Origin of the sequence: Gordonia araii NBRC 100433, assembly GCF_000241265.1 — a bacterium.
GTDB classification, from domain to species: domain Bacteria; phylum Actinomycetota; class Actinomycetes; order Mycobacteriales; family Mycobacteriaceae; genus Gordonia; species Gordonia araii.
Window position 1 is genome coordinate 1 of record NZ_BAEE01000006.1, and the last position, 14,090, is coordinate 14,090.

Consider the following 14,090-nt stretch of genomic DNA (forward strand, 5'->3'; position numbering starts at 1 on the left):
CCCCTGCGGCTCCTCGTGGCCGGTGAGTTCCTGCAGCGCGGTGAGCAATGTCCAGGCCTGGTCCTGACCGTCGTCGTCGGGTCGCAAACGCAGGTGGGCGTTGCCGCGACCGGCGGCGGTCTCGAATTCCACGAAGGCCTCGGCAATACCGTCGGCGGTTTCGGTTGCCGGTTCGGAGGCGGCCCACCCCGACGGGGAGGTGTCGGCCAGGCGGGCGGCGAGCATGTCGGTGATCTGCTCGCGGCCCTCGAGGGTCTTGAGGTTCCAGGTGAACGCGACCAGGTCGCGCCAGAAGCCGTCGACGGCGAACAGATCCGCTGCCGCGGTGGCATCACCGGCGGACAACGCCTCGTCGAAGCGGGCCAGCCAGTCATCGATGCGCTGCGCGGGCGTGCGGGTGGCGGTGCGGGGTTCGAGGGTCTGTGTCATGGCGGTCTCCGTCGTCGGGCTTATGTGTGTGACCCACAGCACATTCCTGAGGGTCGTGCCGCGGCAAGGGTTGCAGGGGGTTGCAGCCCCGTCGGGGAGGTTGCGGCTTGACTTGCATCGGCGACGGCAGCACGCTCGATGTGACGCCCGCCACAGGATCGGAGGGATGCGTTGACGGTGAATTCCGCACCGGAGCCGGCGATGGCCGCCGGGGACGATCCCCGTGCCTTCGCCGCGGTGCTGCACGCCGTCTACGACGCGGAGATGTCGGGGTCGCGACCGCCGGCGCGTCCACGCGAGGTGATCAGCGATTCGTGGAAACGCGTCAAGCGGGCCGGGGTGGATCCGGAGAGCGGCGGCACGGAGCCGACCCTGGGTGTCGAGCAACTGCAGACGCGGCGCAGCGAATCCCGGCTGGGCGAGGTACTCGAACCCGTCATGCACCATCTGGACACGTTGATCGCCGACGGTGACAACGTGCTGGTCGTCGCCGACGCCGACGGGCAGGTGCTGTGGCGCAACGGCCGTCCCCGCGTGCTCGACCGGGCCGATCGGCTGGGTTTCACGGAGGGCGCGTCGTGGGCCGAGTCCGCGGTCGGCACCAACGCGATCGGCACCGCGCTGGCCTCCGGCCGTGCCGTGCAGGTCTTCTCCGCCGAGCATTTCGTGCGCAGCCATCACACGTGGACGTGTGCCGGTGCGCCGATCCGCGACCCGCGCTCGGGTTCGGTACTCGGGGTCGTCGACGTGAGCGGTCCCGCGGCGACGATCCATCCGACCACGCTCGCCCTGGTGGACACCGTCGCCAAGCTGGCCGAGGCTCAGTTGCGCGACCAGCATCGCGCCCGGCTCGACGCCCTGCGCACCGTGGCCGCGCCGATCCTCGCCCGCGCCGACGGGCCGGCGCTGGCCGTCGACGGATACGGCTGGGTGGCTGCCGTCGACGGCGTCGCTCCGCGGGACCGGATGCTGCTGCCTGCCTCGTGCGCGCCCGGTCGTGTTCACTTGCACGGGTTGGGCGATTGCGACCTCACCCCGATGCCCGGCGGCTGGCTCGTGCGGGTCCGCGACGCCGGCACTGCCGAGCGTGCGGTTGGAATCCACCTGCCATCGCCGGATGCCGTCGACCAATCGGTGCGCGTCTCCGGTGCCGACGGTGCCTGGGTGCACCGGCCGTCGCCGCGGCACGCGCAGATTCTTCGGCTGCTGGCCGCGCGGCCCGCCGGACTCACCGCCGCCGACATCGCCGTCGCACTCTTCGGCGACGCCGAGCGGACCGTCACCGTGCGCGCCGAGATTTCCCGGCTGCGCAAGCGGTTCGGTGGTCTGTTGGCCGCCGAACCGTACCGGTTCGCTGACGGAGTGCAGGTCGTGGTCGACGGGGAACGGTCGGATCGCAGCAGCTAGTCCGGCCGTGTCGCATGAGTGGGTTAGAGGATCGTGTAGCCCAATCGGCTGCACAGTCTCGCTTCGACGGCGGATTGGTCGTCGGTTTGGGGCGCACTCGGTGGGTCGGTGTTGGTTCCCTGTTGCCGATGTTGCTGGAGTTGTTTGACGGACGCGGCGTCTCTTGCGAGGTCGTCGGGGTGGTGTGTCTGGTTGATGCGGGGCTGTCCGAGTTCCCCGTCGCGGCAGCGCAGCCGCCAGGCGACACGTCCGGCGCGCGGGCCGCTGCGCTGGTAGATGGTTTCCCACTGACCGGCCCGTTCGCCGACCGCCCGGTTGTGGCGTCCGTCGCTGGCGGTGAGCTTGTCGATGTCGGTGGCACCGCCCTTGGCCCAGTCGGGCAGGTGATGTGCTTCGCTCCGGTGGAACTCGCTGTCACAGTCGGGGGCGGTGCAGCCACGATCGCGAGCGAACAGTGCCAGCCGCTGGGCGAAGGTGGCCGATCGTTTCGTCCGTCCCAGGTACAGGATCTCGCGGGAATGGTTCTGGAACACCACCAGTGACGGGTCGAGGTGCGCTGCCAGGTCAACCAGGTCGCCGATCGGCACCAGCGACCCGGTGGATGTCAACGCATTGCCGCAGCGGGCTTTGATCTCGGCCAGGCTCGCGGTGATCACCAGCTGTCCGGGAATGCGCTTGGGTTTGCCCAGTCCGCCGTGGCCGATCACGTAGTCGAGCAGGGTTTCCAGTGCATCGTGGTTGCGTTGTCCGACACTGCGGTGATCCCGGCGGCGGGCCTGCGCAAGTCGCTCACGCGCCGCCTCGCTATCGGGCAGATCTTCCACCGATCCGACCAGCCGCTCGGCGGCGGGATCATCCGGATTGTTCATGCCGGGCGCGGCCCAGTTGGCCAGCAGCAGCTCGAGCTTCGCCCGCACCACGGGTGTCAGTCTTCCGGCTACCTCGGTCATCGTTCGCCGATCCTGATGTCCCAGCCACAACGAGCGGTTGCGCTGCCTGTCGACCTCGTCGGACAGCCGGCCGTCGGGATCGAGTAACTCGATGAGCCGCTGCCCGGCCCGCTTCAACTCGGTGGGCGCCAACGTCGCGGCCATTCCCGCCAGATCGGCCTCCGCGGTCTCGCGCACGTCCGTGGGCAGCGAATGCGGTAACCCGCGCATCACGCCCATGATCACCGCAACGTGCTGATGCCCGATATCACCGGCGGCGACCGCGCCGGCGGTCGCGGGCAGTGCTGGCGGCATGGTCTGACCGGTCATCCCGGTAAGCCGGCCGATCTTCTGCGCCTGTCCGTACCGGCGCTTGGCCTCCGAGTGGCCCAGCCGTAAGCCTTGCGCCAACCACGTCATCACGCGCATGAAGCCTTCGCGTTCGTGGGCGCCGCGATCGTTGATCTCGACGAGTAGCTGTGCGTCGAACCCGACCTGGCGTCGACGCAACCGCTCGCTGCTCCGGGCCGTCTCCAGTAACTCGTCTGCGGTCGCCGCCGCCAATGGCGACGAGGCCGCCTTGGCCAGCGCCGCATCAGCCAGCCGCAGCAACTCGAGGGGTGCGTCCGGCAACTCGAACTCCATGTCGGCGCTCGTCTCAGGTGCCGACTGCGCGCCGCATGCTGCCTCAGATATCGCTGACCAGGTCACCGGTTCACCCCCTCAACCTGCAATAACAACTAGTTATTCGAACTGATGTTCACGTTACGCCCGACCTCTGACAAGCGCAACGGGTCGTCAAGATCTGTGGCTCCGCCGAATTGTCGGCGCGCTGAGTAGACTTCGGGCCATACCGACCGGCGGCAGGCGAGGAGGTGCGCGATGACGGCACACGTCGAGACGGCTGACGAGACGACCCGATCACGGTTGACCTATCGCGCGATCGCCGGCTACGCGGAGAAGATCGCCGAACGCAATGGCGTGGTTGCCGAGAACGGTCACGTCGACGTGCGGGCGTTGCTTCAGCAACTCGGGGGCGAGATCCAGATCGACAACGGTCAGGAGTCGCTGACGATCCGAGACGTTCACGACTTCACGGTCCACATTCCCCGGCACACGTCGAAGCTGCGCGACCGGTTTACGATTGCCCACGAGCTGGGTCACTACTTCCTCCATTTCCGTGCTCCTGACGATCGCCGGCGCGGACCCGTGATCAAGCGCGCGAACCGAACGGGCAGCAACGTAGCCGAGACCCAGGCCAACGTGTTCGCGTCGAATCTGCTTATGCCGGCGGAGCAGTTTCGCGCGGCCTTCGAGGACGCGGACGGCGATATGCGCGAGGTTGCGAAGATATTCGAGGTGTCGGTACCAGCGGCGAAGGTGCGGGCGAGCTACCTCGGTCTGCTCGAGTAGCGGTGGATTCGCCGGTGACCAACGCTGACGGATCGGTGTTGTTCTTGTCGTGCGATCTTCAGAATTCGACGCGGTTCAAGCAGAGCGTGTCGTCGCGGCAGCTGGCCGACGACGACTGGCTCGCTCCCTTTCTGGCGTTCTACCGTCAATTCCCGCGTGTGCTCGGCGAGATCGTCGGCGCCGACTATCCGGACCTGGCCAGCCGATTGTCGCTGTGGAAGGCGGTCGGGGACGAGTTGATCTTCTCGTACCGCATCGAGTCGGCGTCGGAGTGCGGCGACGCGGTGAGTGCGTGGCTGCGCGCGATGACTCAGTTCGAGGTCGAGCATTTGCTGGGCAAGACGTCTATGACGTTGAAGGGTGGCGCCTTTCTCGCCACCGTTCCGTACCCGGACCGTCGGGTCGCGATACCGCAGGTTGTGCGCTCGCTCGCGGCGTCGTCGATCGATCCGGAGAAGCTCAATGAAGACGATCTCAACCGTCCGGCATCGGAGAGTGAGTGCTTGCTGGATTTCGTCGGCCCGAGCATCGACACCGGGTTTCGGGTTCTGACGCTCGCCGAGCGCCGCTATTTCGTCCTGACCGCCGAGGTCGCCTCCCTGCTCGCCGAGCACTCCCAGACGAGGGAAGCGGTCGCCAGCCTGCATTTCATGGGCACCCACCTGCTGAAGGGCGTGTGGAACGGGCAGGGCTATCCGGTGTTCGCGCTGTACCGAGCCACGTCGGACCCCACGCCGGCGAGCAAGATTCTCGTGGAGACGATCGACGCGGTCCACCTCGTGGATGGTGAGTATCCGGCGGTCAGTGCCGAAGACGTATTGGCCGTCGTCGATGCCTATCGTCACTCTCCGGATTGGGTTGGGGCCAGCTTCACCGTCGACGACGAGGGCGTCATTTCGGCGAGCCAGGACTGCCTGGATGAACGGGCGCGGCTCAACTCGCTCGACGATGATTCGGAGAAGAAAGAGGAGATCGAGGCCGAACTGGGCGACGAAGACGATTTCGAGGACCTCGACATCAGCTGATCACAGCCGGCGGTAGTGGGGCGGCGGCTCCATCACTGCGAGTGGGTAGGCCGTTCGACGATCTGCCGCCAGATCTCCGGGATGAAGACGGTCAGATGCGCGATCACGTGGATGACATTGCCGACCTCGGGCTGTGGCGCGAGGTCAGTCGGCCAGCACAGCGACATGCCGAACCCGCGCACCGGCTCAACGGTCGCGACGACCACCCGTTCGCCTATTGCCTCGACGGTCACGGTTCGCGATTCATCGACGACGGCGTTGATCATCGTCGTCGGGTTGATCGAGCCGCCCAGCATCATGCCGATCGGGTAGTAGCCGGGCAGGGCGACGTGCTTCTCGTGGATCGTTTCGCCGTCGGGTGAGGCGTTGAATGCCTCAGCATCGGCGTAGACGTTGACGTGCCGAACCAGTCCGGTGATGACGACGGGCGTCGGGGTGTCGGCATCGAGAATGTGGAGGTCGCGGAACTGTGCGCTGTCGGCGCAGAAGCGCTCGGCCGGCCGGCCGTCGACATCGACGATTTCCGCGACGACGGCGTTGTCGTCCTCGACGCCGCTGAAGCGAGCGGCCGAGGTACGCGGTGTGCCCAGGAATCCTGGCACGGCAAGGACGGTGCCGTCCGTGTGCCTGCTCGCCGCGAGCATGACTCCCGACGGGTCTACCCACTGCCCGTCGACCCACTCGTCGTGCAGTGCCGCATGCCACTCGATGTGATCGTTGTGCTTGTCGATGAAGGTGCTGACGTCGGCCTGGTTCGAGAGCGGAAGACCTACCGTGCCGAACAGTCCGTGTCCCATGACTGGGAAGCCTTCCATATCAGGGGCCGACGCTCCGTCCATAGTTCGTGATCGCCGCCGCGACGATCGCCCTTGGCGAGTCTCCTGTGGCGCACCTCGGGCCCTGCTTGTTGGCGAGACTCAGGCTGGCCACCGGTCGGCTAGTCTGTCCCTGCGGCCCGACGGACTTCCGGTGTCTAGCGCCATGACATGTCCCCACCCGCACGAATCGTTTCGTGCTGCCCTGGGGACTCGTCTTGACGTTGCTTCGCACCACTGCCGCCGATCCGCGTCTGGATCAACCAGAGTCGTTGGTGGAAAAGCTGCTGGAGCAAATGCTCTTCACTACTGGTCGTCGAGCGAGCAAATCGGAGCAGGTGTCCTGGGCACGCAGTCTGCCGGCTCTTGCCGCGGAGCTTCGCGCCGCTGGTCTTGACGACGTCGAGATGCTGATCGAATACCGGCTCCCACTCACGTCGCAGCGCGCCGATGTCATTCTCGCCGGTACCAACCCGCGCACGGGGGCACCGTCGTACGTCGTCGTCGAACTCAAGCAATGGACCGCGGCTCGTGCATTCGAGGGCGACCCGGCGATCGTCGACGTCCCCGGGATGCCCGGCGCGCCGAAACTGAACCCGATTCTCCAAGTCCGTGGCTACTGCGACTACCTGACTGATTTTGCGCGCGTCCTCGAGGACCAGCCGGACGCCCTCGCAGGCGTCGCCTATCTACACAACGCCACCGATCCGGCCGCCATCGCTGATCTGCGTGCGGTGCCGATCACGACGACCGGCCAACTTTTCACCGCCGCCGAACAAGGCCGGTTTCAGGAGTTTCTGCGTGCCCGACTGTCATCGACAGGCGGGCGGACATCGGCCGACTTGCTGTTGAAGTCACGCATCGCGCCATCGAGACAGTTACTCAAGGTCGCCGCTGACGAGGTGAAGCACCGCGCGCAGTTTCATTTGCTGGGGAATCAACGGTTGGCCGTCGACTTGGTGCTCCATCAGGTTGAGCAGGCGCGGCGGGCCAATTCGAAGCGCGTGGTCGTCGTATCGGGTGGCCCAGGTAGCGGTAAGAGCGTCATCGCGCTCGAGTTGCTCGGCGAGATGGCGCGAGAGGGGCGCGCCGTGCTTCACGCCACGGGTTCGCGGTCCTTCACCCAAACGCTTCGCAAAGTCGCCGGCCACCGTGCACCTCGGGTCCAAAAGCTCTTCAAGTACTTCAATCAGTTCATGACTGCCGAAGTCAACGGCCTCGATGTCTTGATCATGGACGAAGCCCACCGCATTCGGGAGACCTCAGTCGACCGCTATACGCGCGCCGAACTACGCACCGATCGCCCGCAGATTGACGAGCTGATAGACGCGGCACGTGTCCCGGTGTTCCTGCTCGATGAGCATCAGGTCGTGCGCCCCGGTGAAATGGGTTCCCTCGAGCAGATCACCACCATGTCGAAGGCGCGAGGGCTGGAGGTTATCCACGTACCGATCGATGCCCAGTTCCGTTGCGGCGGTAGCGAGGAGTACCTGTTGTGGGTGCAGCGGCTATTAGGGCTCGATGAGTCGAGTTCGCCGGTGCCGTGGATTCCAGACCCCGCATTCAGCGTCGAGATCGTCGACAGCCCATGGGAATTGGAGCGTCGACTCGAGAAGAAGCGGGACGACGGCTACTCGGCTCGGATGACGGCCGGCTACTGCTGGCCATGGTCGGACGCGTCGAAGGACGGCCTGCTCGTCGACGACGTCGCGATTGGCGACTGGGCCAGACCATGGAACGTCAAAGGTGACCGCCGTGTGGGTGACGCGCCCCCGTCGGCGCTGTGGGCAACGGACGACGGCGGCTTCGATCAGGTGGGGTGCATCTACACCGCACAAGGCTTCGAGTACGACTGGAACGGCGTGATCATCGGACCTGACTTGGTCTGGCGCGGTGGCGGGTTTACGACGGTTCGCAGCGCGAACAAGGATCCGGATTTCAAGAATCCTGCGAAAGTGTCCGATCCGCGTTTCGACCGGCTCGTCCGGCATGTCTACAAAGTGTTGTTGACGCGCGGGATGGTGGGGACGGTCATCTACGCCACCGATGCCGAGACGCGGGACGCATTGCACCGATTGGTACACCGTCGGTCCGACTAGCGGTGACCCGACAACTGAATAGACACCGAAGAACGAACACGGCCCGACTGGCTTCCGCTGTGCGGCGTTCGCGCGTCCGCGCCTAGCGCTACGATCGGTCAGATCCCGAGGCGATCGGCCTCACGACTTTAGGGGTGCGAGTGCCTGATCCCACGAACAACAAGTTGGTCCCGTTTTGGACGCTGGCCACCACCGAGACAACAGTGCCGGACCTGATCTCGGAGGGGCAAGAAGTCGAGCCGAACCGCCTGGACGACCTTCGCTCCGCTCTGGCCGCCTTTGCGTCATCTCCCATCGTGACGCTTGAGGCGCACCCGATCCCGTCGGCGCTCGACAAGTCCCGCGGCATTCCGCTCGGTAGTGCAACGCCGCTCGCGAAGGAACTCGCCGATCTGATCTCCCGAACGCCGGCAGCGGGCCTCTCCTCGTCGTCGGAAACCTTGTACCGCATGGTTGTGCCGGCCAAGGTCGCCGCGGAAGTGGGCCGCGGACTCGTGACCCCGATGAAGGCCGCATCGGGTGGCGTTCACGGTGCTCTTGTGCGGTCGTCGGGAATCGCTGCGCAGGCGTCTTTCGTTCCGGTCGCCGGCAAGGCCGCTGCGACCGGGGCCGTCGGCGGTTCCGCTGCTACGGCAGCTGCGGCCGGCGGCGCCGTCACGGTTGCTGCGCCGCTCGTGCTCATGGCGCTAGTCGTCGGAGTCAGCGCGCACGCTGAACAGAAGCGCCAACAAGCGATCGAGAAGCTCACCGAACTGCTGGAGAAGCTCGACCAGGGCAACCTTGACAAGGAGCGCGACGAACTCAGCGCATGCCGACCGGCAATCGAAAAGGCGACGGCACTGCTGCTCGACGGTGGCCGCGTTGGGCACTCGCTGGGCCTGGACACTTCGGTGCACGTCATCGACAAGGGCCTGCACGCGGCTGAGCGCCGACTCAAGGTGTGGAAGCGCGGTACTGCGACACTCCCGAACGACGGCAAGGTCGAGCTGAACAAGCTGCGTGAGGCAATCCCGGGGATCGACGATCCGGAGAGCGAGTTCTACGCGCACCTCGAGCTTGCACGTCTTGCGATCTCGCTCAAGAAGCGCGTCCTCGTGTTGCAAGCTGTTGAGCACATCCAGCTCGACGAGGCCAACCCGTTCAAGAAGTTCACAGAGGCACTCGACCACGACCAGAAGGCGGTCGATCAGCTTGAGCGAGACTACATCGAGTTCCTGACCGGCCTCGCCGCGATGCGACTGGACCGATCTCACGGGCTGATGGACTTCAGGATCGGCGCGGACGAGGTCGACAAGCTTCTCGACACTTCCAGCCGACTGCGTGAACTGCCTGCGCTCGTCCCTTCGAGCGCCGTAGCCAAGGACGTTGAGATCGAGATCGCAAAGTCGGCCGATGGGTCGATTGTTGTGTTTCCCGCTCGGGTCACCGCGTAGTCCACGTCCACAGCGCTGTCAGAGGGCCATGGTCTACTCCTCGCATGACCCTCCTCGGCATCATCGCGGTACTCGCGAAGACGAGAGGCAGGCGCTGAAGATCATGTCGCGCAAGCAAGGCGGCCGCATCGCCTTCGCTGCTGCACGCCTCGCTGATCGTTTGCACCGGGTTCCGGTAGCACAGGAACCCGTTCTCGGAGAACTCCTCGCGACGATGGATCTTGTCGGCGAGGTGACCTATCTCGTCGACGCGGCCAAGGCGCTCGCCGAGTACGACCGACTTTTGGGGCCGCCACCAGTGGGCGCCTCGGCTCGCGATCTCGATGTGGTCGGCACCTACATCGAGAAGGCGCGCGCATTGGACGACCGGATTGACGCCTTGCTCGCTCGGCTCGAAGCTCTCGATTGTCACCGCGAGCTGGTCCTTGGTATTCAGCGTCAGACCGACCGGGACCGGTGGCTGGAAGGGGTCGAGGCCATTGGGGACCTCGACAGCCGTTCGCAGGGGGTAGCCGACGAGATGTACGCGCAGTCGATCCGGGATGCGACCTTCGAGACTCGGGCGCGGGCGACGGTCGGTCTGCCACATCAAGGCCGCTCACGGCGCGACTCACCGTCGCCGAGATTCAAAGGGAACCAAGGAGAATGCGCATCCGAGTCCACTTGTGTATCCGAAGGTCAATCGCTCTGATGGACGGACGATCGTGAGCACGTCGTGGAGACGTTCCGGCATGCCGCCGAGCTGGCACTGTCGTCATCGTGAGAAGTGAGGCGAGCTTGATCCTTACTGGTACCGCCGTGACCCAATTAGAACGTTGGGCATCGCTCTGGGCAGACCTGCAGCACGCGGATATTGCTCTCTATGAGCGCGCCCAGATGGAGCCCATCCCTGCAACGATCTTCCAGCGCAGGGCGTTGTGGGAGTCTGCAGTCATCGCGTACGGTCGCGCCACTCAAAGTGAGCGCGGACGCAAGGTGGGTTTTCAGACTTTCGTGACCGAGACGCTCACCCCCGGGCAGATAGCGACACACGAGAGAATCATGGACTGGCGGCACGGTCACGTCGCACATCGCCGCGACGATGAGTTCGAAGAAGTGTGCACCGAGATCGTCCTGCGGGATGGTGTTCCGACCGAACTGCGCGTCGGAGTCGGTATCGATGCCGGAGCTAGCCAGGACTTCGTAGAAGAGTTCCAAGCACACGTATTCATGCTTCGAAATCACGTCTGGGAGAAGAAGCTAGCTCCGAACGTCCAATCAGTCGTGACTGGGATGAACCAGTGCACAGTTTCCGCCGAAGCGCCTAGCGACGAGTCGCCGAGGCCGGGGGATGATCGCTACACCGTGACGATGAAATGGGACCTGGACGCTACGCCACGATAGGGCTGACTCGTCTCCTGCTGATGTCCATCTACTCGACCTCGTGGCGTAAGACTCAAGGCTCTCGACAACTACGAGGCGACCAGCACGGCATTCGACTCGGTCGAAACGGTGGCGATCACTCGCTTACGATCACTTGTGTACCTGCTTTCGCGATGTCCTCCACCAAGCCGCCTACGCGTCGCCGGGCGCCGAGTCTCGAACGCTGCATGAGCTGAAAATGATCCGGTACAGCGCCGAACTCCGCGAGAAGCCGGAGTGGCTGGCGAAGATGCGCGACGCCGAGATCGTCGCCGCGCTCACCGATCCGAATCCTCCGCCCAGTCGACGGCGTGTACGGCGTGGGTTCCGGGGATGCCCTTCAATGTGACTTCGCGGGTTTCCGGCACTCGGTAGGAGTCGCCGAGTTCGTCGAGCACGGCATCGCTGACGAGAATCTCCTCGCCCTCGGCCTGCCCGGCCACGCGTGCGGCCATCGCGACGTTCTGGCCGAACAGGTCGTTGTCGCGGTGCACGGCGGGACCGCGGTGAATGCCGATGCGCACTCGCACCGGATCCAGCCGGGAACCGCGCCGGACTCCCGATATTGCCCGCTGTACGTCGACGGCCGCACCGACTGCATCGGCGGGCGAGCGAAACGCCACCATGAAGCCGTCGCCCTGAGTCTTGACGACGAGGCCGCCATGGTCTTCGACTGCCCGGTTGATGATGCGGTCGTGCTTGCCGAGCAGTTGTACCCAGGCGTTGTCGCCGAGGCGATGGTTCAGCGTCGTCGAGTCCTCGATGTCGGAGAACAGGATGGTCACCAGCCCGTCGGCGTCGGCGATGCGCACGAGGTCGGGGCGCTGGACGTTGGCCCACCCGGCGAGTTCGTCGACGGAACTGCGGACCACTCGGCCTAATCCCTGATCCGCCACTTTGATCGCCGTCCCGACCGCGCCGCGTGCCAGCTCCGTCGGTGTCGGCACTCGGAGCCGACGCCGGCGCGGCGGCTGGTTCAGCTGGTCGAGCCTGCGCTGGAGCGACTTGGCCCGGCGGCGTGCGACCAGCCACAGGACGGAGGTGATCGTCGACAGTGCGACGAGCACCGTCGCGACCACGGCCAGGGAGATCTCAAGTGTGGTCATCGGAGCAAACGTACCGTGCCCGACGGCCTTTCAGGCAGGAGCGGGGTTGGGCAACTGCTCAGCTCAGCGCGTCGCGCAAGGTGTCCTGTGCGACCTTGATGGCAAGGTCGGCGCCCCGTGTGGACCGCAGTGCGTTGAGCATCATGAAGTCGTGGATGACGCCGCCGACGCGAATGTGGGTGACGGGGACGCCCGCCTCGCGCAGCTTGGCTGCGTAGGCCTCGCCCTCGTCGCGGAGCACATCGGCCTCGGCGGTGATGACGAGAGCCGGTGGCAGCCCCGACAATTGCTCGAGCGACGCGCGCAACGGCGAGGCGTAGATCTCGGCTCGCTGGGCCTCGTCGGTCGTGTACTGGTCCCAGAACCATTTCATGCCCTCGCGGGCGAGGAAGTAGTGCTCGGCGAACTGCTCGTACGACGGGGTGTCGAACGCCGCGTTGGTCACCGGGTACAGCAACACCTGCTGCTTGATGTCGACGTCGCCGCCGCGATCCTTGGCCATCAGCGTGAGTACCGCGCTCATGTTGCCGCCGACCGAGTCGCCCGCGACCGCGAAACGCGTTGCGTCCAGACCCTTTTCGGCTCCGTGGTCGAAGACCCACTTGGCCGCGGCGTAGTTCTGCTCGATCGCCGTCGGGTACTTCGCCTCCGGCGAGAGATCGTATTCGGGGAAGACCGCGGCCGCGCCGGCGCCGACCGCGAGTTCGCGGACGAGTCGGTCGTGCGTGTGGGCGTTGCCGAACACCCATCCCGCGCCGTGGATGAAGAACAACACCGGCAGCGGGCCGCTCGCGCCGGCCGGCTTGACGATGCGCACCCGGACCGACCCGGTCGGCCCGCCTTCGACGGTGATCCACTCCTCGTCGACCTCCGGCTTCGCGACGTCGCCGGACTGCACCTCGTCGACGGTCTTACGTCCCTCCTCGGGCGAGAGCTGGAACAGGAACGGAGGCGAGTCGGTGTCCTTCGCGAACTGGGCTGCCTCGGTCTCCAGGACTGGCTTGATCTCGGTCATGTCGCGCTCCTTCACTCGGGTGTTTTCGTCTTCGTTATTCCCCGGTGGGCGGCAGAAGTAACACCTTGCCCACGGAGTCCTTGGATTCGAGCAGCGCTGGTCCCTGCTCGGCGTCGGCGAGCGGCAATCGCGCGGAGATCACCGGCGCGATGAGTCCCTTCTCGACGAGGGGCCATTCGTCGGCGGCGACCGCGGCGACGATCTCGGCCTTCGAACCGGGACCGGTCAGCGGGCGGTTGCGCACGTTGAGTCCGATGACCCTGGCGCGCTTGCCGATCAACGCGCCGACATTGGCCTTGCCGGTGAAGCCGCCCTGCATGGCGATGATGACGAGGCGTCCGCCGACGCCGAGGGCGTCGATGTTGCGCGAGAGGTAGCTGCCGCCCATGTGGTCGAGGATGACGTCGACCTGCCCGGCGAGCTCGGCGGCGAAATCCTGCTCGCGGTAGTTGATGACGATGTCGGCGCCGAGGTCGCGGCAGCGCTGTGCTTTGTACTCAGATCCCACGGTCACCGCCACACGCGCGCCGATCGCCTTCGCTACCTGGATGGCGTGGGTGCCGATGCCTCCGCCGCCGCCGTGCACCAGGAACAGTTCGCCTTCCTTGAGACCGGCGTCCATGATGACCGTCGACCACACGGTGCTCGCGACCTCGGGGAGCGCGGCGGCGTCGACGACGGGAATGCCCGACGGCACCGGCAGCAGTTGTCCGGCCGGCACCACGGTGTACTGGGCGTAGCCGCCACCGGCGATCAGAGCGCAGACCTCGTCGCCGACCGATACGCCTTCGACGCCCGGGCCGAGGGCTGCCACGGTGCCGGAGATCTCCAGTCCCATGATGTCGGTGATGCGGGCGGCGGTGGGTACAGGCCCTGACGCTGCATCAGGTCGGCGCGGTTGACGCCGGCCGCGGCGACGCGAACGAGCACTTCGCCCGGGGCCGGGGTCGGCGTGGCAACGTCGTCGACGAGCAGGTTCTTGTCGTCATCGACGACGATCGCTTTCATGGTGGCGGGG

Annotated in this window: 13 protein-coding genes and 1 pseudogene; 8 read left to right on the forward strand and 6 right to left on the reverse strand. The window is 65.8% G+C overall.

The window, feature by feature from the left end:
- On the reverse strand, positions 1–429 hold a 429-nt coding region (locus tag GOARA_RS00555), incomplete at its 3' end, for a Cif family virulence factor (protein WP_007320322.1).
- 171 nt (positions 430–600) lie between these two features.
- Between GOARA_RS00555 and GOARA_RS00560 the strand changes: the two genes are divergently transcribed.
- The gene (locus GOARA_RS00560) at positions 601–1,836 is read left to right on the forward strand and encodes a helix-turn-helix domain-containing protein (protein ID WP_007320323.1); all 1,236 of its coding nucleotides are present in this window, start codon (positions 601–603) and stop codon (positions 1,834–1,836) included.
- Positions 1,837–1,859: 23 nt separating this feature from the next.
- Here GOARA_RS00560 and GOARA_RS00565 read toward each other — a convergent pair whose 3' ends face one another.
- Positions 1,860–3,410, reverse strand: a complete 1,551-nt coding sequence (locus GOARA_RS00565) for a DUF222 domain-containing protein (protein WP_007320324.1) — start codon at positions 3,408–3,410, stop codon at positions 1,860–1,862.
- 237 nt (positions 3,411–3,647) lie between these two features.
- On the opposite strand from GOARA_RS00565, the gene GOARA_RS00570 reads away from it, so the two are divergent.
- Both GOARA_RS00570 and GOARA_RS00575 read left to right on the forward strand, forming a co-directional pair.
- A complete protein-coding gene (locus GOARA_RS00570) occupies positions 3,648–4,178 on the forward strand; it encodes an ImmA/IrrE family metallo-endopeptidase (RefSeq protein WP_007320325.1) in 531 nt (176 codons plus the stop codon).
- Positions 4,179–4,192: 14 nt separating this feature from the next.
- Positions 4,193–5,203 (forward strand): hypothetical protein, encoded by a 1,011-nt coding sequence (locus tag GOARA_RS00575; RefSeq protein WP_040521318.1) that lies wholly within the window; start codon positions 4,193–4,195, stop codon positions 5,201–5,203.
- Positions 5,204–5,235: 32 nt separating this feature from the next.
- Here GOARA_RS00575 and GOARA_RS00580 read toward each other — a convergent pair whose 3' ends face one another.
- Positions 5,236–6,000, reverse strand: a complete 765-nt coding sequence (locus tag GOARA_RS00580) for a hypothetical protein (RefSeq protein WP_007320327.1) — start codon at positions 5,998–6,000, stop codon at positions 5,236–5,238.
- A gap of 236 nt (positions 6,001–6,236) precedes the next feature.
- Here GOARA_RS00580 and GOARA_RS00585 point away from each other — a divergent pair, with 236 nt between their 5' ends.
- The 5 genes from GOARA_RS00585 to GOARA_RS20795 all read left to right on the forward strand — a co-directional run bounded on the left by GOARA_RS00585 (position 6,237) and on the right by GOARA_RS20795 (position 11,300).
- Positions 6,237–8,117, forward strand: a complete 1,881-nt coding sequence (locus GOARA_RS00585) for a DUF2075 domain-containing protein (RefSeq protein WP_040521319.1) — start codon at positions 6,237–6,239, stop codon at positions 8,115–8,117.
- A 140-nt stretch (positions 8,118–8,257) separates the two neighbouring features.
- A complete protein-coding gene (locus tag GOARA_RS00590; RefSeq protein ID WP_007320329.1) occupies positions 8,258–9,550 on the forward strand; it encodes a hypothetical protein in 1,293 nt (430 codons plus the stop codon).
- Between the two features lie 28 nt (positions 9,551–9,578).
- Positions 9,579–10,241: a hypothetical protein gene (locus tag GOARA_RS19595; protein WP_007320330.1), complete on the forward strand. Its 663-nt coding sequence runs from the start codon at positions 9,579–9,581 to the stop codon at positions 10,239–10,241.
- A gap of 68 nt (positions 10,242–10,309) precedes the next feature.
- Positions 10,310–10,933: a hypothetical protein gene (locus GOARA_RS18715; protein WP_050947108.1), complete on the forward strand. Its 624-nt coding sequence runs from the start codon at positions 10,310–10,312 to the stop codon at positions 10,931–10,933.
- A 133-nt stretch (positions 10,934–11,066) separates the two neighbouring features.
- Entirely contained in the window at positions 11,067–11,300 is a 234-nt protein-coding gene (locus tag GOARA_RS20795; protein ID WP_373277713.1) for a DUF4246 domain-containing protein, read from the forward strand.
- Here the strand turns inward: GOARA_RS20795 and GOARA_RS00605 are convergent.
- The 3 genes and pseudogenes from GOARA_RS00605 to GOARA_RS00615 all read right to left on the reverse strand — a co-directional run bounded on the left by GOARA_RS00605 (position 11,230) and on the right by GOARA_RS00615 (position 14,080).
- Positions 11,230–12,057, reverse strand: a complete 828-nt coding sequence (locus GOARA_RS00605; protein ID WP_007320332.1) for an adenylate/guanylate cyclase domain-containing protein — start codon at positions 12,055–12,057, stop codon at positions 11,230–11,232. The genes GOARA_RS20795 and GOARA_RS00605 overlap by 71 nt on opposite strands.
- A gap of 58 nt (positions 12,058–12,115) precedes the next feature.
- Complete coding sequence (locus GOARA_RS00610) at positions 12,116–13,072, reverse strand: alpha/beta hydrolase (protein ID WP_007320333.1); 957 nt, start codon at positions 13,070–13,072, stop codon at positions 12,116–12,118.
- A 34-nt stretch (positions 13,073–13,106) separates the two neighbouring features.
- Positions 13,107–14,080: pseudogene (locus tag GOARA_RS00615) on the reverse strand (NAD(P)H-quinone oxidoreductase).
- Positions 14,081–14,090: the final 10 nt, after the last annotated feature.